Source organism: Stenotrophomonas sp. (genome assembly GCF_031995405.1).
Classification (GTDB): Bacteria; Pseudomonadota; Gammaproteobacteria; order Xanthomonadales; family Xanthomonadaceae; genus Stenotrophomonas.
The window spans coordinates 1-18454 of record NZ_DAMAGC010000050.1; the positions used below are offsets into that span (position 1 = coordinate 1).

An 18454-nucleotide genomic window follows, 5' to 3' on the forward strand; every position below is an offset into this window, starting at 1 on the left:
CGCGGAGGGGCCGACGCGGTTGCCGGCCTTGATCACCGACGGGCTGTCCCAGCCGCCGCCCTGCACCTGCTGGTTGCCCACCTGCACCGGGTTGATGGTGCGCGGCGCGCCGCCGAAGGCGGTGGTCAGTGCGTCGGCCATGACCCGGTACTTGCCCTCGTTGAGCGAGGAGATGGCGTACATCACCACGAAGAAGGCCAGCAGCAGCGTCATGAGGTCGGCATAGGGAATCGCCCAGGCCTCATGGTTGGCATGCTCTTCGTGGTGCTTGCGACGGGCCATGTCAGTGCAGGAATCCGGACAGGTTGGTTTCGATGTTGCGCGGGTTCTCACCCTGGGCGATGGAGATCAGCCCTTCGATGATCATTTCGCGGTCGCGGCTGTTGTGGTGGATCACGCTCTTGAGCTTGGCCGACACCGGCAGGAACAGCAGGTTGGCCGAGGCGATGCCGTAGATGGTGGCGGTGAATGCCGCGGCGATGCCGTGGCCGAGCTTGCTCGGGTCGGCGAGGTTCTTCATCACCGCGATCAGGCCCAGTACCGCGCCGATGATGCCCAGCGTGGGGGCGTAGATGCCCATGCCCTCGAACACCTTGGACGCGGCCAGGTCCTGGTGTTCCTGGCTGCTCAGTTCGATCTCCATCATGTGGCGGATGGTCTCCGGCTCCACGCCGTCCACCAGCAGCTGCAGGCCCTTGCGCAGGAACGGATCGCTCTGTGCGTCGACCTGCGCTTCCAGGCCCAGCAGGCCCTGGCGGCGGGCGATGTTGCTCCACTCGACGATCTGCTTGATCAGGTCGTGGCGGTCGCTGCTGGGCGGCAGGATCACCCAGCGCACGATCTTGAACGCGTGCTTGAACACCGCCGGGGAGGTGTGCAGCAGGATCGAGGCGATGGTGCCCACGATCACGATCACAAATGCTGCCGGCGACCACAGCGACGCCAGGCCGGCCCCTTTGAGGATGCTGCCGCCGACCAGTGAGGCCAGGGCGAGGAAAAGTCCAATGAGGCTGAGTCTGTCCATGGGTCCGTTATCGGCTTGTGTGAATGGGACTTGAGACACCGACGGCGGCAGGTGTTGCAGCGGTCACACTTTTAAAAGGGGTCAGGCGATCAATCGTGCTGGGTACGCAGGCCGTCCACGTCCAGGATCAGCGACATCCGTCCGTCGCCGATCAGGGTCGCGCCGGCATAGCCGCGCAGTCCGCGCAGTGCCTTGGGCAGCGGCTTGATCACCACTTCCTCGCGGCCGCGGACCTGGTCCACCACCAGCCCGAAGCGGGCTTCGCCGGCCTGCAGCACCACGATGGTGAGCAGCGGCGAGGCCGCCGGCTCCACCGCCAACCAATGGCGCAGGTCCACCAGCGGCAGGGTGTGCGACTTGCGATCGAGCACGGCGCGGCCGTCGAACCAGCCCAGGGAGGTGTTGGGCGCGTGCAGCACTTCCATCACGCGCGCCAGCGGCAGGGCGTAGACGTCCTCGCCGGCCTGCACCAGCAGGGTCGGCAGGATCGCCAGGGTGAGCGGGACGCGGATCATGAAGCGGCTGCCACGGCCCAGTTCGGACTGGATCTGGATCTGCCCGCTGAGCTCGCGGATGCGTGACTGCACCACGTCCATGCCGACGCCGCGGCCGGAAATATCGGTCACTTCCTGCTTGGTCGAGAAGCCGGGCAGGAACACCAGGTGCAGGCATTCCTCGCTGGTGAGACGGGCGGCGGCTTCCGGATCGATCAGGCCTTTCTCGCGCGCCTTCTGGCGCAGCCGCTCCGGATCGATGCCGGCGCCGTCATCCTGTACTTCAATGCTGACGTAGTCGCCTTCCTGCTGCGCCGACAGGCGCACGTGGCCGCTGCGCGGCTTGCCCTGGGCCTCGCGCAGGTCCGGCGTTTCGATGCCGTGGTCGATCGCGTTGCGCACCAGATGCACCAGTGGATCGGCCAGGGCCTCGACCAGGTTGCGGTCCAGCTCGGTTTCCGCCCCGACCAGCTCCAGTTCCACTTCCTTCTTCAGGTTGCGGGCCACGTCGCGGGCGACCTTGGGGAAGCGCGAGAACACCTTGCCGACCGGCTGCATGCGGGTACGCATCACTGCCGACTGCAGGCGCGCGGTGGCGATGTCCAGGGTGGAGACGGCGCGGTCCAGCTCTTCATCGTGCAGGCGCGCGCGCAGGGTCTTGAGGCGGTTGCGCGAGAGCACCAGTTCGCCGATCAAGTTGACGATCGCATCCAGGCGCTTGGTATCCACGCGCACGGTGTGCTCGGCTTCGGCGACCGGCTTGTTGGCGGCGGGCTTGGCCGCCGGTGCCGGCGCGGCGGCGGGCGCTCGCGGTGCCGGTGCCGCGGCGACAGCGCCGGGCTTGGCGCCGGGGGCGGCACCGCCGTGCAGCTGGTCGAGCAGCGCTTCGAATTCGTCTTCGCCGATCAGGCCGTCGTCGGACTTCTTTGGTGGCGTCACCGCCGTCGGTGCGGCGCCGCCATGCAGGGTGTCGAGCAGGGCCTCGAATTCGTCGTCGGTGATCAGCCCGTCGCTGCCGGGTGCGGCGGCGGCCGGTGTCGGCACCGTCGGTCCGTTGACGTCGAACTGCGCGATCAGCTCCGGCGGCGCATAGCCCGGCTCGGTGCCGGCGGCGACCGAATCGAGCATGGACTGCAGGTAATCCAGCGACTGCTGGGCCGCATCGAAATGATGGGCCTGCAGCACGGCCTTGCCCGAGCGTGCCATGCCGAGGGTTTCCTCGGCGGCGTGGCACAGTTCGACCATGGCCTGGATGCCGAGGAAACCGGCACCGCCCTTGAGGGTGTGGAACCCGCGGAACACCGCGTTGAGCTGGTCGCTGTCCTGGGGCGACTGCTCCAGCGACACCAGCTGTTCGCCGAGGCGATCCAGGATTTCCTGGGCCTCGAGGATGAAATCGGCAGCAATATCGTCTGGAACAGCACTCATGGTTTTACAGCCCCAAATCGGAAAGCAGGTCGTCAGCGTCGACCTGTGACACCTGGTGGCGATCCAGGCCGCTCACGGCCGGGCCGGCCAGGCCGTTGTCGCGCTTGTGCGCGTTGTCGTCCTGCGGCGGCAGGCCGAGTGCACCGAAGCCCTCGTGCACGCGGCGCACGATGCCGACCACGCGGCGGATGATCTGCCCGGTGAGGTCCTGGTAGCTCTGGGTGAGCGCGATCTCGGTGAGGTTGTGGCGGATCTTGTCCAGCTGCTGGTCCTGGTCGGCCGTCAACCCGTTGGCGCGCAGCTGCTCGGTGAGCGTGCGGCATTCCTCGGCCAGGTCCAGGGTGCGGTGGGTGGCCTGTTCGGTCATCGCCACCACGTGGTCCAGGCGCGCGCAGGCATCGTCCAGCTCGCCGGCTTCGCTGGGCAGGCTGGGCAGTTCGCCCAGCGCCTGGCCCAGCTCGCGGGCCAGCCGGTTCAGCCCGGCCATCATCGGCTGGGTGCGCAGCGCGGCCAGCGCGTCGATTTCCCGACGCCAGCCGGCCTCGTCGCCGCTTTCCAGCGCGGCCAGGGCATCCTGCAGGCGCTGCACCAGCGCGGATTTGTCGCGGAGGGTTTCCATCAGGCGCTCGCCGCCAGGCGTTCGAAGATCTTGCCCAGCTTTTCTTCCAGGGTCTGGGCGGTGAACGGCTTGATGATGTAGCCGTTGACGCCGGACTGGGCCGCTTCGATGATCTGCTCGCGCTTGGCTTCCGCGGTCACCATCAGCACCGGCAGGGTCTTGAGCTTGGCGTCGGCACGGATCGCCTTGAGCAGGTCGATGCCGGTCATCACCGGCATGTTCCAGTCGGTGACCACGAAATCGAACGGCTGGCTCTGCAACAGAGACAGCGCGGCATGCCCGTCCTCGGCTTCGGCCGTATTGGTGAAGCCCAGATCGCCCAGCAGGTTCTTGACGATACGACGCATGGTCGAGAAGTCGTCGACGATCAGGATACGCATGTTCTTGTTCAAAGCACTTTCCTCGGTATCAATGGTTCTCGAGGCCGGCGTCGGCCGCCTCGAAGATCTTCAGTCGGCCACGCAGGCGCAATACCGCCTGGCCGTGGATCTGGCAGACGCGCGACTCGCTCACACCGAGTACCGCGCCGATCTCCTTCAGATTCAGTTCCTGCTCGTAATACAGCGACAGCACCAGCTGTTCGCGCTCGGGCAGCAGCCCGATCGCATTGCCCAGTTCGCGCCCGAACTCGCCGCGCTCGAGTACCTGCTGCGGGGTCGGGCCGCCCTGGGCGACGGTGTCCAGCTCGCCCTGGTCTTCAATGCGTGACTCCAGGCTCAGCACCTGGCCGCGTGCGGCGTCTTCCATCAGGCGCAGGTAGTCGGGCAGGGGCATGTCCATCGCCGCGGCCACTTCGGTGGCGCTGGCGGCGCGGCCGGTGCTCTGCTCCAGGCGACGGATGGTGGAGGCAGCGTCGCGGGCACGGCGGTGGACCGAGCGCGGGACCCAGTCGCCGCGGCGGATCTCGTCGATCATCGAGCCGCGGATGCGGATCGAGGCGTAGGTCTCGAACGAGGCGCCCTGGTCGGCATCGTAGCTGCGCGAGGCCTCGATCAGGCCCATCATGCCGGCCTGGATCAGGTCATCCACTTCCACGCTGGCCGGCAGGCGCGCGGCAAGATGGTGGGCGATGCGTCGGACCAGGTCGGAGTGCTGTGCGATGCACTCGTTGGCGGCCGTGCGCTGGACTTCTTTGTACTGTGCGGCGCCTTTCATGCGGTCACCCCGCGTTGCTTGAGGATGCGTTCCAGGAAGAACTCGACCCCGCCACGTGGCTCGGTCGGTGCCTGCCAGCGGGCGGTGCGGCGGGCGATCTCGGTGATGGCCTGCGCGGCCGGGCTGGACGGGTAGGCCTTGACTACCGGCTGCTGGCGCTGCACCGACAGGCGCAGCCAGTCGTCCTGCGGGACGCAGCCGAGGTAGTTCAGCGACACATCGGCGAGGAACTTCTCGCAGACCCGGGTCAGCTTTTCGTACAGCACGCGGCCCTCGTTGGGGTCGCGGACCATGTTGGCCACCACCTGGATGCGGTCAACGCCGCGCTCGCGCGAGAGCACCTTGATCAGCGCGTAGGCGTCGGTGATCGAGGCCGGCTCGTCGCAGACCACCACCACCGTGTCCTGCGCGGCCTGGCAGAAGGTCAGCACGCCGTCGGTGATGCCGGCGGCGGTGTCCACCACCATGAAGTCCAGTTCGCGCTCCAGTTCGGAGAACACGTTGACCAAGCCGACGTGTTCGGCCGGCTGCAGTTCGGCCATGTGGCGGCGACCGGACGCGGCCGGCACCACCAGCACGCCGCCCGGGCCTTCCAGGATCACTTCTTCCAGGGTGCAGCGCCCGGCGACCAGGTCGGCCAGGGTCAGCTTGGGCTGCAGGCCCAGGATCACATCGATGTTGGCCAGGCCGAGGTCGGCATCCAGCAGCAGCGTGCGCTTGCCCATGTCGGCCAGCGCCACGGCCAGGTTGGCCGACACGTTGGTCTTGCCCACGCCGCCCTTGCCGCCGGTGACGGCGATGGTGCGCACAGGGCCCAGCGGCTGGCTGCGGGTGGCAGACAGTGGGAAGGTCTTGGTCAGCTTGGCGTACTCACGCGACGGCATGGTTGAACTCCGGGTTGCAGGGCATATCGGCCGCGCGGCGCAAATCTTCAAGGCGAAGTACAAGATTGGCTGCACTGGCCCGGTGCAGGTCTTCGGGAACGTCCTGGCCATCGGTGACCCAGGTGATCGGCAGGCGGTGGTCCACGGCCACCGACAGGGCGCTGCCGAAGCGGCCGGTCTCGTCCAGCTTGCTCAGCACCACGCCCTGCGGGTTGGCGGCGCTGAAGCGGCGGACCACCTCGTCCATGTCGCCGAAGCTGGTGTTGGCCGGCAGCACCAGCAGGGTGCGGATCTGCTCGGCGGCGCGCAGCCACTGCAGCTGGGCGGCCAGCGCACGGTCGCGCGGCCCCAGCCCGGCGGTGTCGATCAGCACCAGCTTGTAGTCCTTCAGACGCTCCAGCAGCTGGTTCAGGTCGCTGCCGCTGCTGGCCTCGTGCACTGCGATGCCGAGCTGGCGGCCGAAGCCATACAGCTGCTCGCGGGCGCCGATGCGGCCGGTGTCGGTGGTGACCAGGGCGACGTCGCGGGCGGCGTGCTTCTCGGCGAAGCGCGAGGCCAGCTTGGCAATGGTGGTGGTCTTGCCGGCACCGGTCGGGCCGACCAGGGCGATCACACCGCCGGCCTCGAGCGGGTCGACCGGGGCGATCGGCAGCTTCCTGGACAGCAGGCCCAGCATCAGCCCGCGGCCACGGTGGGCTTCGGTGTCCAGCGGGATCTGCATGGCCACGTCGCGGCTGATGCCGGCGTCGAAGCCGTATTCGTCCATCAGGTCCAGCGCGGCGGCGCGCACCGGCGAACCGCGCAGGCGCTCGTCGGTGAAGCGGTGCATCTCGCGCTCGATGACCTGGCGCATGCCGGCCACTTCGTGGCGCAGCTGGCGGATCTCTTCGTCATCGCGCGGCACCATCACCAATTCGGTGGTCACCGGCAGCGGCTGGGCCTGCGCCGCTTCGGCGACGGCGAGCGGCGCTGGGGCCTGCGCGGTCTCGATCGGGGCGGGCAGGGCGGTCTGCACCGGGGCGGGCAGGACCTCGGCGATGGGGGCGACCGCGACCGGGGCGACCTCGGCCGGCACGCCCATGCTGACCGGCAGCGGCGGCATCGCCACCTGCGCGGCCGGTACGTGCAGCTGGAAGTGCGGCTCGTCGTCCATCGGCGGATCGATGATGAAGCGCGCGCGGTTGATCGGCGCCGGGGCGGCGACGGCAACCGGCGCGGCGCTGGCGACGGGGCTCTCGTCGTGCGCCATCGCCACGGCGGCAGCCTGTTCGACATTGAACGGGGCGAAGATCTGTTCCGGCAGCGACGCCGCGGTCATCGACGGTGCGCTGGCGTGGGCCAGGGTGGCGGCGAAACCGCTGCTGCCGCGCGGCGGCACGATTTCGTTGGCCGAGTCCAGGGTGCGCCCGGTCGCGCCGACGGCGGCGCGGGCCAGGGCGGCCACGGCCGAGGTGGTGGCCGCCACCGGCTCCGGCGCGGCGGCGGCCGGCTTGCGGCGGGTCACTGCGGCAATCACCGCATCGGCGGCATTGCGCGGACGCGGCACCGGCGGCGGGGCGACATCCTTGCGTGCCGCTTCCAGCGCACGCTGCACCGCGCCTTCGTCGTAGTTCGCCGCCGCCACGATCTCGACGCCTTCCTCGATCCGCCGGTTGGACAGGATCACCGCATCAGGACCATGTTCCTTGCGCACCAGGTTCATGGCCGAGCGCATATCGGAGGCGACGAAGCGTTTGATTTTCATGCTGTGGTACCGGGACTGGGGCGGCGGAGTAGTGGAAGGGAAGCGCTGGTTGTCGGTGGTCTGCACGGTCCGGGTTTCCCTTTATGTCCTGCTGCGTTGATATCGAATGGGGTGTGTCTGTTTTCTGGCGCGTGGCCGTCGGCGTTCCGGCGTCAACTGATCGTGCCGACCAGCTTCAGGCGTTTGTCCTCGGGCACCTCGCTGTAGGCCAGCACCGACAGCGAGGGGACGCTGTGGCGCACCAGCCGTGCCAGCGCGGCACGTACCGGGCCGGGGACCAGCACGACCGCCGGCTCGTTCTTCGCTTCCTGCTTGCTGACACAATCGGCCAGACTTTGGTGCAGTCGCTCGGCGAGTCCGGGTTCCAGTGCGGCGCCGTTGCCCTGTGTGGACTCCTGCAAGACGCGTTCCAGTTGCGGGTTGAGGGTGAACACCGGCAGCTCGGCGGACATGCCGGCGATTTCCTGCACGATGAAACGCCCCAATGCATTGCGCACCGCGGCGGTCAGTACCGTCGGGTCCTGGCTGACCGGTGCGTTCTCCACCAGCGACTCGACGATCTTGCGCAGCTGGCGGATCGGGATGCGCTCGATGAGCAGGTTCTGCAGCACGCGCACCACCGCCGACAACGGCAGCGACTTGGGCGTGAGGTCTTCCACCAGCTTGGGCGCGCTCTTGGCCAGGTTGGCCAGCAGCTGCTGCACTTCCTCGTGGCCCAGCAGTTCGGGGGCGTGTTCGCGGATCAGGTGCGACAGGTGGGTGGCCACGACCGTGGCCGGATCGACCACCGTGTAGCCCATCGATTCGGCATGGGCGCGCTGGTGCGGCTGGATCCAGGTGGCGTCCAGGCCGAAGGCGGGGTCCTTGCCGGCGATGCCTTCCAGCGTGCCCAGCGCGCTGCCCGGGTCCAGCGCCAGTTCGCGGTCGGGATGGATGTCGGCGGTGGCGACCGGCACGCCGTGGATCAGCAGGCGGTAACCGCTGGCCGGCAGCTCCAGGTTGTCGCGGATGTGCACCGAAGGAATCAGGAAGCCGATGTCGTGGGTGAGCTTGCGGCGGACGCCCTTGATGCGTGCCATCAACTCGCCGCCCTGGTTCTTGTCCACCAGCGGGATCAGCCGGTAGCCCACTTCCAGGCCCAGCGGATCGACCGGGCGCAGTTCGTCCCAGGTCAGTTCGGCGGTGGGCGAGGGCGTGGCACCGGGCAGGCCGAGGGTGTCGTTGCGGCCGGCGGCCGGGGTTTCGGCGGCACGCGTGGCGGCGTTGCTCTTCTTCCAGGCCTTCCAGGCCACGAAGCCCAGGATCGCGGCCAGCGTCAAGAAGGCGACGTTGGGCATGCCCGGCACCAGGCCGACCACGCCCATGATCGCCGCGGCGATGGTCAGCGCACGGTACTGGCCGAACACCTGGCCCATCATGGCCTGGGCCATGTCCTGCGAGCGCGAGGCGCGGGTGACCAGCATCGCCACCGCCGAGGACACCAGCAGGGCCGGCAGCTGCGCCACCAGGCCGTCGCCGATGGACAGCAGGGTGTAGGTCGCGGCGGCCTCGCCGAACGGCATGCCGTGCTGGAGCACGCCCACGGCCAGGCCGCCGAGCAGGTTGATGAACAGGATCAGGATGCCGGCGATGGCGTCGCCGCGGATGAACTTGCTGGCACCGTCCATCGCACCGTAGAAGTCGGCTTCCTCGCGCACTTCCTCGCGCCGGGCCTTGGCTTCCTCACGCGTCAGCAAACCGGCGTTGAGGTCGGCATCGATGGCCATCTGCTTGCCGGGCATGGCATCGAGGATGAAGCGGGCGGTCACTTCGGACACGCGCCCGGCACCCTTGGTGATGACCACGAAGTTGATGATGGTCAGGATCGCGAACACCACGATGCCGACGGCGTAATTGCCGCCGATCACGAACTCGCCGAACGCGGCGATCACCTTGCCGGCGGCCTCGTGGCCGTTCTGGCCGTTGAGCAGGATCACGCGGGTGGAGGCCACGTTCAACGCCAGCCGCAGCATGGTGGTGATCAGCAGCACGATCGGGAAGATGGTGAAGTCCAGCGGGCGCTTCACGTACACCACCGCCAGCAGCACCATCAGCGAAATGGCGATGTTGAAGGTGAACAGCGCGTCCAGCACCGGCGCGGCCAGCGGCACCACCACCATCGCCAGCAGCGCCAGCACGATCAGCGGGGCGCCCAGGCCGTTGCGGATCATGTCCAGGGCCTTGCGCGCGTTCATGCCGGCGCTGGCGGGCTGGGCGCTCATGGGCGGCCTCCCTTGCCGAATTCATCCACATCGATGCTGGGGGCGGCCGGCATCGGCCCGCCGCGCCAGGTGCGCAGCTGGTACACGTAGGACAGAACCTGGGCCACGGCCGAATACAGTCTCACGGGAATTTCCTTTCCAAGTTGACCTTCCCGATACAAGGCGCGTGCCAAAGGCGGGGCGGAGACGATGGCGACCTTGTTGCCGTCGGCCACTTCACGGATGCGCAGGGCGGTTTCGTCCACGCCCAGGGCCACCACGGTGGGGGCGCCCATCTTGCCGCCCTCGTATTTGAGGGCCACCGCGTAGTGGGTGGGGTTGACCACCACCACGTCGGCGGTGGGCACCGCTTCCATCATCCGGCGGTTGGAGAGCTGCTGCTGCAGCTGGCGGATGCGGCCCTTCACCTCGGGGCTGCCTTCGCTTTCCTTCATCTCCCGGCGCAGCTCTTCACGGGTCATCTTCAGCTTGCGCATCCAGTTCCAGCGCTGGTACGGCGCATCGATGGCCGCCAGCAGCATCATCGCCCCGCCGGTGGCCAGCATCAGCTTCAAGGTGAAGCCCAGGCCGTGCACCATGGCCGTTTCCAGCGGCTGGTTGAGCAGGTCGCGCAGCGGGCGGATGCCGTGCCATACCACCAGCCCGGCGGCGGTACCGACGAAGGCGATGCGCAGCAGCGACTTGGTGAATTCGGCGATCGCCTCCGGGCCATACAGGCGCTTCAGCCCGGCCATCGGGCTGAGCCGGGTGAAGTCGGGCATCAGCGACTTGTTCGACCAGCGCAGCCCGCCCATCACCACCGGTGCCAGGAAACTGGCCAGCAGGCAGATCAGCACCAGCGGCCACATCGCCAGCAGCAACTGCAGCAGCAGGTGGCCGAAGTGGCCGAACAGCGCCTGCGGGTGCATGCGCAGGCCCGGTTCGGGGCTCAGCGCCAGCTTCATCCAGTCCTTGGCGCCATTGCTGATGCTGCCCGAGTAGGCCATCAGCGCCAGAACGCCCGCACCGAACACCGCCGCGGTGGCCAACTCCCGCGAACGCGGGATGTTGCCCTGCTCGCGGGCATCGCGCAGGCGTTTTTCGGTAGGTTGTTCGGTCTTTTCGCCGGCTTGTTCGTTCTCGGACATGGGCTGCACGACACGGGGGGATTACCCGGCTGGTGCAAGAACCGTTCCGTGACGTCAGGCCGGGCCGCTGCGCACGTGCGACACCTGCACCTGCCCGGACGGCGTCGCGGTGGCGATGGCCTCCTTCAAGGGCACCTCACCCACGCCCAATGCCCGTTCGACCACCAGCTCGGTGCCTTGGGCGTGCAACAGCGCCTGCAGCCGTCCGAACTCGCCGCACCACAGGGTTTCGATGTCGCGGTCGCGGCTGCGGTCACGGTCGGCCGCCAGCGCCACCGCCCGGACCTGCAGGCGCCCGCCGTCGGCCTGGCCACCCACTTCAACGCCATAGCCGGGGGTGGCGGCTTTCTTGAGGACCACCGCGCCACTGTCCTGCCATGCGGTGGCCATGCCTTCGCGCACCTCGTAGCCGAGGCTGGCCAGCCCGTCGAGTACGGCCTGACGCCGTGAAACTGCCGCCAGCGCCTGCTGATGGCTGGCAAGGGCGGTGTCGCACTGCAGGGTCAGCGCGGTCAGCAGCGGCAGCGCGGTGCCGGTACTGCAGGCGGCCACCTGGGTCAGCAACGGCGCATTGTCAGCCGGGTCCAGCGCAGCCAGCCTGCTGGCCACATCCTGCAGCCGCTCCAGCTGCATGCGGCGCTGGGCGAACGCGGCCGTTGCGGCGGCCAGGTCCAGTACCAGGCTGTCCAGCAGCAGGTTGCGCCGTTGCGGAGCAAGTTCCTGCTCGGCGTTGTGCAGCGCGACCAGGTAGGGCGCGGCGGCGGCGGCGCCTTGCAGCACCTGCAGTTCGGCGATGTGGCGGTCCACGCGCAGCAGGCGCGCCTCGCGTCCGGGGTCGGCCGGCTGCCCGGTGGCCCAGTCGGCCAGCGTGGGGATGGGCGCCGAGGTCTGCAATGCGGCGGCCAATGCGCGCTGGCCTTCGCTAAGTGTTGCCTGCGCGTCCGGGGGCGCAAGCAGCGCGAAGGCACGAGCCAGCACCGCCTCAGCGTCAGCACCGGGGTGACCGTCGGCCAGTGCCCGTAGCGCCTGCAGCAGGCCGGCATCTGCATCAACGGCTCGGTCCCGCAGCATTTTGAGCACGGCGGCGGCATTGTCGCGCTGCCGCCGCCGCTGCTGGCGGCCTGCCGCGGCGCGGTCCACGGCGCGCGCCTCGCGGTCGCGGGTGTCAGCCTGCAGGAAAGCGGTTTCGGCCTCGATGAGTAGCGCATACCGCGTGTTGTCGCTGTCTGCCACCAGCGCCTGCAGCGCCTGGCGGCGTGCCATGACAGCTGCCACGGCCGATGCATCGCGCTCGCCGACCCGCTCGTACTGCGCCTGCCAGCGCGCTACCGCCTGGTCCAGTCGGTGCAGCATCGCTTCACGCAGGGCCAGCAACTCTTCGGCAGTCACGATACGAACGACTTTGGGACCACTCATGGCAGGGTTTCCGGTTGCGCGGGGATGGGCGGGGGCGGCATCGGGACCGGGGCCATGGCCGCCTCGATGGCAACGCGCAGGCGTGCCCGTTCGGCCTCGCCGTCGTGATACCAGGCATGCGAAGACACCCGGTGGATGCCACCGATGGCGCGGCGCAGCACCGATGGCCGCCAGATTTCGCGGGCGCGAGCATGCGCCAGCAGCGGGTGGCTGGGTGCGTCGCACTCGATGCCGATGGCGAAGTTGCCGGTGTCGGGGTGTTCGATGGCGAAGTCCAGCCCGAATGCATCGCCCTCGCTGGCGGCTGCCGCATCCCATCCCAGCGACTGCAGGTAGGCACCGACGATCTGCATGAAGCCGTCGGCGGGCGCCGCGTGGGTGCGGTTGGCCACGCTGCGGTCGGTCTGCAAGCGATCCAACAGCCGCGCGGTGCCGTCGAACTCGCCAGCACACAGGGCGCGGGCGTACTCCAGGTAACCCTGCAGGTAGTCACGCGGGCTGGCCGGGGCGCGCTGGGTGTTGAACAGGTCGGAGATGTCGGCGATCGGCATCGAGGTGATCATCACCACCCGTTGCCGGGCGCGGGTGACGGCAACGTTGAGGCGGCGCTCGCCGCCGGTCTGCCCGAGCACGCCGAAGTTGCGCCGGAAAGTGCCCTGCGCGTTGCGGCCGAAGGTGGAGGAAAATACGATGACGTCGCGCTCGTCGCCCTGCACGTTCTCCACGTTCTTGACGAAGACCGCCATGTCTTCGCCGTCCTCGCTGCGCTCGCGTTCCTCGGCGAACGCGGCGCGGAAGGCGGCATCCTGCCCGGCGCGCTGCTCCAGGTGTTCCTCGATCAACTCGGCCTGCTTGCGGTTGAAGGTGACCACGCCCACCGAGGGGCGCACGGCGTAGGGCTGTTGCCACAGCTGGGCCAGATACTTCACCACCCGCGCCGCCTCGGCAGGATTGCGCTGGTGCTGGTACACACCGTCGACTTGGATCAGTTCCAGTGGCTTGATCCGCGCGATGCTGCTGCGCGGATGGCGTACCGGCACGTTGAGCCGGTTGCCATAGAAGGCCGCGTTGGAGAAGCCGATCAGTTCGCGGTATGCCGAACGGTAGTGGATCTGCAGCGTGGTGCTGGGCAGGGCATTGCGGGCCAGCTGCAGCAGGTCCGGGCAATCTTTGATCTCGCGCCGGTTCCAGGTCTCCTCGAAGGCGTCGCGCTGCTCGGCATCGACCTCGGCATCGGGCTCGTCGCCATCGAAGACCTCTGCTTCATCGCTTTCCACCCGGCTGGAGAAGAAGGCCGTGGGCGGCATCTGCTTCTCATCACCGCTGACGACCGTAACCCGGCCACGGAACAACGTGGGCAGGGCGAACTCGACCGGCATCTGCGAGGCTTCGTCGTAGATCACCGTGTCGAACAGCCCCGCCTGCAATGGCAACACGCGGCTGGCCACGTCCGGGTTCATCAGCCAGATCGGGCGCAGGTGCATCAGGCCCAGTTCGCTGCCCAGCTCGATGAACTCGCGCAGGCGGCGCGAACGGCGCCCGGTCAGCCGGGTGACGTCTTCCCACTGTTTGCGGTTGCCCAACTGCTGCAGGTCGATGTGGGCGCCCAGCATCTGACGGTTGAGCCGGCGCATCTGCTGGTCGGCCGCGGCCAGGCTGGCGACCTTGGCCTGGGTTTCATCCTGGCCGAACTGCAGCGCCGGGTTCGCCTGCTCCATGCGGTGCTTCCAGCCCAGCCGTGCTTCGCGATGCAGCAGGCGGCGCACGGCCGGCTCCAGCGCGTCGCTGGCAAGGGTGTCCAGCTGCGGTTGCAGCTGGCGCAGCAGTGCCAGCAGTTCCAAGTCTGCGCCCGACAGCTGCCCGGCGCGCCCGCGGAAGGCCTGGTAGGCAGCCAGATGGGGCAGGGCATCATGCAGGTGCTGCAGTACCTGGGCGTTGCTCTGGTTGTGGGCGATGGCGGTGGCCAATGCGTCGGCCAGCGCCTGCTCCAGCCAGTCGGCCAGCAATGCGAGCTGCTGCGCGCTGGCATGGCGGGCGGCATGCCGGGCGAGCGAGGCATCCAAGTCCTGCAGCAGTGCTTCCAGGTGCGCGCGGTCGCCAGCCAGGGCAGCGTCGTCGGCCTGCTGGGGACGCGGCGACTGCGCCAACGCCTGGGCCAGTGCCTGTACGTCCAGCAGGTAGCGCCCGCTGGCGCGTGCCATCGGGCCCAGCGCGATGTCGGCCTGTTGGTCAATGGGGTCCAGCGCCAGCTGCTGGTGCAGGCTGGCCAGTTCGGTGCGCAGCGGGCGCAGGCGCACTTCCAGCGTCGCGGCGGTCAGCAGTGCTGCGGTACCCGCTTCCCCCATCACATGGGACTGCGCCTGCAGGACGCGGTTCACCCGTCGCCGGCGCAGCAGGTGCAGCGGGTTGATGCGCGCCAGCAGGCCACGCGCGCCCAGCACGCGCGCGGCGTCACGCTGGAGCTGCGCAAGCGTGCGCTCGTCGACGCTGGCGAGGGCGGGCGACAGCGTGTTGGAGAAGGCATCAAGGTCGAGCGCCGCCACGGCCTTCTCGATCTGCTGCAGCCGGTCCAGCGCGATGTCGCCCTGACTTTGCTGCCCCGCACGTGCGGGGCGGAACAGCGGCAGCCAGCGTGCCAGTCGGCTCCGTTGTGCGTCATCCAGGCCGAGCAGGATCGCCACGTGCGCCGACATCCACGCCTGGTACGGCGCGGGATCGTCCAGCTCGAACGTGGCCGGGTGCGCCAGCATGATCGCCTGCCGGTGCTGTTCGGCCGTAGTGAACGTCTGCAGGGCGGCAACGAACGCGGCAACGGTGTCCGCGTCGGCCGCGAAGGGGCGCAGCTGCGCCAGCGGGCTGCCCTCGTAACGGGCCGGCAGCCACAACCGGATCAAGGGCGCGCAGGCTTCCTCGCGCTGCACCAGGGTGGGCAGGTCCAGTGCCAGCAGGCGTTGGCGCAGGGCGGGCAGGACCAGCGGGGGCGTACCGGCGTCCAGCGCGATCAGTTCGCCGAGCAGGCGCCGGTAGCTCAGCCCGGTGGCGTCGTCGATCTGGTGCAGGCTGTGCTGGTGGCGGTCCAGTTCACCTTCCAGCGCCTCGATCCGCGCGGCCACCTGCTGGCGCTGCTGCTGCCAGGCCGTTTGCGTGGCTCCGGCGGAGAACAGGGCGTCGAGCTGCTCGCGGATGCTGCGGATGACCGGTTCGCGGTCGCGGTTGACGTCGTTGAGCATGACCACGCGCTGGCCCAGCCCTTCGGCGACCAGGCGCTTGTGCACCACGTCCAACGCCGCATGCTTCTGGCAGACGATCAGCAGGCTGCGTTGCCGGCCGATCGCGTCGGCGACCATGTTGACGATCGTCTGGCTTTTGCCGGTGCCAGGGGGGCCTTCGATCAACAGGCCAGGTCCCTGCCGTGCCTGCAGCACCGCCGCTTCCTGCGAGGGATCGCTGGCCACGGTGAAGTAGCGCTGCAGCTCCGGCGTAGCAGGCGGGGAAGTGCCGTCGGTGTCGGTCGGCGGTGCCAGCCGCAATGCGGTTTCAAGGCCGGTGCCGGACGGCGACAGAACCTTGAGCTGACGCAGGTCTTCGCCGATTGCCTGGCCCATGAACGTGACATGGAAAAGCACCGCGGCGCACTCCAGCTCGTCCTGGTAGGGCGCCACCTCCACGCTGCTGGGGGGCAGGGCGACCAGGCTGCGCGAGCGGATCGTGGCCAGCATCCCAAAGGCATCCATTACATCGGCGGCCCGGATCGCCGAGCGTCCCAGCAGTTCGTCGGCGGTGCTGCGCCAGCGCTTGCAGGTTTCGGCACCCAGCACGCTTTCAAGGGCAGGGTTGAGCCGCACTTCCTCGCGTTCGCCATCAAAAGCCACCCCGACTTGGCCGCGCGTGCCCGGTTCCAGCAGCAGCGTGGCCGGCCACAGCAGCAGCGGAATGATGCGGGTGCGCGAGGTGCCGCGCGGATCGCGGCTGAGCAGGAACGGGAAGCCCAGATACAGCCCGTCGATGCCGGTGTCGCGCTTGTACAGCGCGCTCTGCCGTGCCAGGGCCATCAGGCGGGGTTCCAGCAGCGGGTTGCGCTGGAACGATTCGGGGTCCAACTGCACGGCGCGCGCGGCGCGCTGCAACAGGTGATCGAGCAGCGCAGCAGCGGGGCGCCGGGTGCTGTCCACGTCGTGCATGTCCACGCGTGCGGTGGTCTTGCCGATGCTCATGCGCACCAGCGGGCCACGCATCACCGCAGTGACCACCTTTTTTTCGAAGAAATCCAGGATCTGCGAGACGTACTGCTGCTTTTGCGGCTGCAGCCAGCGGCTGACGGGCACGGCCAGCACCACCAGGGCGCGCGCCAGCGGCATGCGCCGTTCCAACCGGAACTGCTCGGCCCAGCCATCCACCACGGGCAGACCGGAACGGGCGAAGCCAAGGATGCGCGCGTCCACGCTGCGATACAGCTCGGTACGCGGGTGCTGCAGCAAGGCCGCGGCTGCCTCGCTGTCGAAGGCGTCAAGACCGGCGCTGGCGGCGAGCGTGGCAGCCTCGGCAAGGATGGCATCGGCGCTGCGGAACTGGCCGATTTCCGCGCCCAGCAACACGATCAGGTCTTCTTCGGCCACCACCCTGCGCTCGGCCAGCGAAAGCAGCCCGGGATGCGCGGTGTCGGGCAGCAGGCGCTGGCGTTCCTGCCATTGCGAGGCCAGCTTGGCCCGCGAGGTGGACAGCAGATAGACGCGCAGGGACTCCTCGACCAGGGCGATGTGCTGGTGCAGCGCGCGCTGGCGTACGCTTTCCTCGCGACGCTTGAGCCTGCACAGCCAGTTGTCGGTCTGCAGGTGTTCCAGCAGGTCCGGCACCGAACCGCTGACCAGCCGATAGCCCTCCAACGGGTGCTCGAGCAACCAGCCGGGCGTGACGATGTCGCCCCGATGGATCAACGGCATTTCCGGGTTGAGCACCTTCAACGCCAGCATCAGCCGGAAATCGTCCTCGAGGCCTTCGTGGCGGGCAATCTGGCGCAGCCCGGCGATGCGGGTGGCAGGCAGGCCGACCTGCTCGGCCCAGGTGACGATCGCCCCGCGCAGCAGGTGGTCCAGCGCCTGGTCCCAGCCGTCGGCCTGGGCGGCGGCCAGCGCAAACACGGCGGGGCGATGATAGCGGCGCGCGCCCAGCGGCAGGCTGGCGCCGTCGCCCTCATCGAGCGCGTACTGCGCCGCCGGTGGTGCCGGCACGGCGATGCCGGCCAGCCATTCGGCCACCTGCGGCCATTGCCAGCGCTGGTGGCGGTCGCGCGCGAGCAGCCCACGCAACAGCAGCGCCAACTCCGGGTCCAGCGTCTCCGGGATCGGGACACCATTGGCCAGCACGTGGATCAGAAACGCATTGGGATGGATGCCGTCGAAGCAGGCGCCGTCGGTGAGCTGTTCGAGCAGGATCATCCCCAGGCTCCACCAGTCCGACGCCGCTGCCACGCCACCGGCGATCGCCTCGGGCGCCATGTAGCGGCTGATCTCCAGGGGCGAGACGATGTCCAGGTCGAACTCGGACAACCGGGCCGAACCGAATCCGCTGATCACCAGATCCAGTGGCGCGCGCGCCCGCACCAGCAGGCTGGCCGGGCGCAGGTCGCGGTGGCGCAGCCCGGCTTCGTTGAACGCATGCAGTGCCTGACCCAGCTCGCTGACGATATGCCGGACCGCATCACGGTCGCCGATCACGCTGCCCAGCTCGGCCAGCGTGCCACCAGTGAGCATTTCCACCACTTCAAAGGCGCGGTCATCCCAGCGACCGGTGGCGACGATCTCCGGTACATGCGCGCGGGGCAGGCGGCGGATCACATCGTAGATGGCCGGGTCGGGTTCGGCACCGGGGCGGTACAGGGTAAGCACGGCCTGCACCGTCGTGGCGGTGTGTTCGGCCTGGTAGCGGTCACGCACGCCGTCGGTGCTGCTGATCTGGCGCAGCAGCCGCCAGCCTTCGATGACCGTTTCGCTGCTGTCGGCGGCTGGGGGCGGCAGGTACGCCGCCGCCGTCCCATCGGAAGCGCCGGCGCCACAGTGCAGGCACATCAGGTCGCCGGGCGTCATCGGGTGGCCGTTGTCGCAGACCACGTCCGCTGCGTCGGTTACGGCCGTCGATGCCTGCGCCGCTGCCTGGGTGACCACGCTCTGCGGCCGCCATCCATCGGGATGGATCGGCTCGCCGGCCAGATCCCAGCCGCACGCGCGCGCATCAACACGGCCTTCGCAGAACATCTCGGCCAGCGCGCGTTCGGTGTGGCAATTGGGGCAGAAACGAATCATGGA

12 protein-coding genes are annotated in these 18454 nt (G+C 68.8%); all 12 read right to left on the reverse strand.

The genetic code is table 11. The features are described from left to right. Positions 1-282, reverse strand: a 282-nt coding sequence (locus tag RTO53_RS10670; RefSeq protein WP_312237768.1) for a flagellar motor protein MotB, incomplete at its 3' end; no start/stop codon positions are given. Between the two features lies 1 nt (position 283). Next, positions 284-1024: a flagellar motor protein gene (locus tag RTO53_RS10675; RefSeq protein ID WP_312237769.1), complete on the reverse strand. Its 741-nt coding sequence runs from the start codon at positions 1022-1024 to the stop codon at positions 284-286. Between the two features lie 89 nt (positions 1025-1113). After that, positions 1114-2946 (reverse strand): chemotaxis protein CheA, encoded by a 1833-nt coding sequence (locus RTO53_RS10680; protein ID WP_312237770.1) that lies wholly within the window; start codon positions 2944-2946, stop codon positions 1114-1116. Positions 2947-2950: 4 nt separating this feature from the next. Next, positions 2951-3565 (reverse strand): protein phosphatase CheZ, encoded by a 615-nt coding sequence (locus tag RTO53_RS10685; protein WP_312237771.1) that lies wholly within the window; start codon positions 3563-3565, stop codon positions 2951-2953. Next, entirely contained in the window at positions 3565-3957 is a 393-nt protein-coding gene (gene cheY / locus RTO53_RS10690) for a chemotaxis response regulator CheY (protein ID WP_312237772.1), read from the reverse strand. Before cheY ends, RTO53_RS10685 begins: the two co-directional genes overlap by 1 nt. Positions 3958-3973: 16 nt before the next feature. After that, positions 3974-4720, reverse strand: a complete 747-nt coding sequence (locus tag RTO53_RS10695; protein WP_259202525.1) for an RNA polymerase sigma factor FliA — start codon at positions 4718-4720, stop codon at positions 3974-3976. Next, complete coding sequence (locus RTO53_RS10700; protein ID WP_312237773.1) at positions 4717-5604, reverse strand: MinD/ParA family protein; 888 nt, start codon at positions 5602-5604, stop codon at positions 4717-4719. Before RTO53_RS10700 ends, RTO53_RS10695 begins: the two co-directional genes overlap by 4 nt. Then, on the reverse strand, positions 5591-7348 hold the full coding sequence (gene flhF / locus RTO53_RS10705; RefSeq protein WP_312237774.1) for a flagellar biosynthesis protein FlhF: 1758 nt from the start codon (positions 7346-7348) through the stop codon (positions 5591-5593). Before flhF ends, RTO53_RS10700 begins: the two co-directional genes overlap by 14 nt. Before the next feature lie 152 nt (positions 7349-7500). Continuing rightward, the gene (flhA, locus tag RTO53_RS10710) at positions 7501-9582 is read right to left on the reverse strand and encodes a flagellar biosynthesis protein FlhA (protein ID WP_312237787.1); all 2082 of its coding nucleotides are present in this window, start codon (positions 9580-9582) and stop codon (positions 7501-7503) included. A gap of 23 nt (positions 9583-9605) precedes the next feature. Continuing rightward, positions 9606-10736 carry a flagellar biosynthesis protein FlhB gene (flhB, locus tag RTO53_RS10715; RefSeq protein WP_312237775.1) on the reverse strand — a complete coding sequence of 377 codons (1131 nt, stop codon included), beginning with the start codon at positions 10734-10736 and terminating at the stop codon, positions 9606-9608. Between the two features lie 54 nt (positions 10737-10790). Beyond that, on the reverse strand, positions 10791-12152 hold the full coding sequence (locus RTO53_RS10720) for a hypothetical protein (protein ID WP_312237776.1): 1362 nt from the start codon (positions 12150-12152) through the stop codon (positions 10791-10793). After that, positions 12149-18451, reverse strand: a complete 6303-nt coding sequence (locus tag RTO53_RS10725; protein ID WP_312237777.1) for an AAA domain-containing protein — start codon at positions 18449-18451, stop codon at positions 12149-12151. Before RTO53_RS10725 ends, RTO53_RS10720 begins: the two co-directional genes overlap by 4 nt. Between the last annotated feature and the right edge of the window lie 3 nt (positions 18452-18454).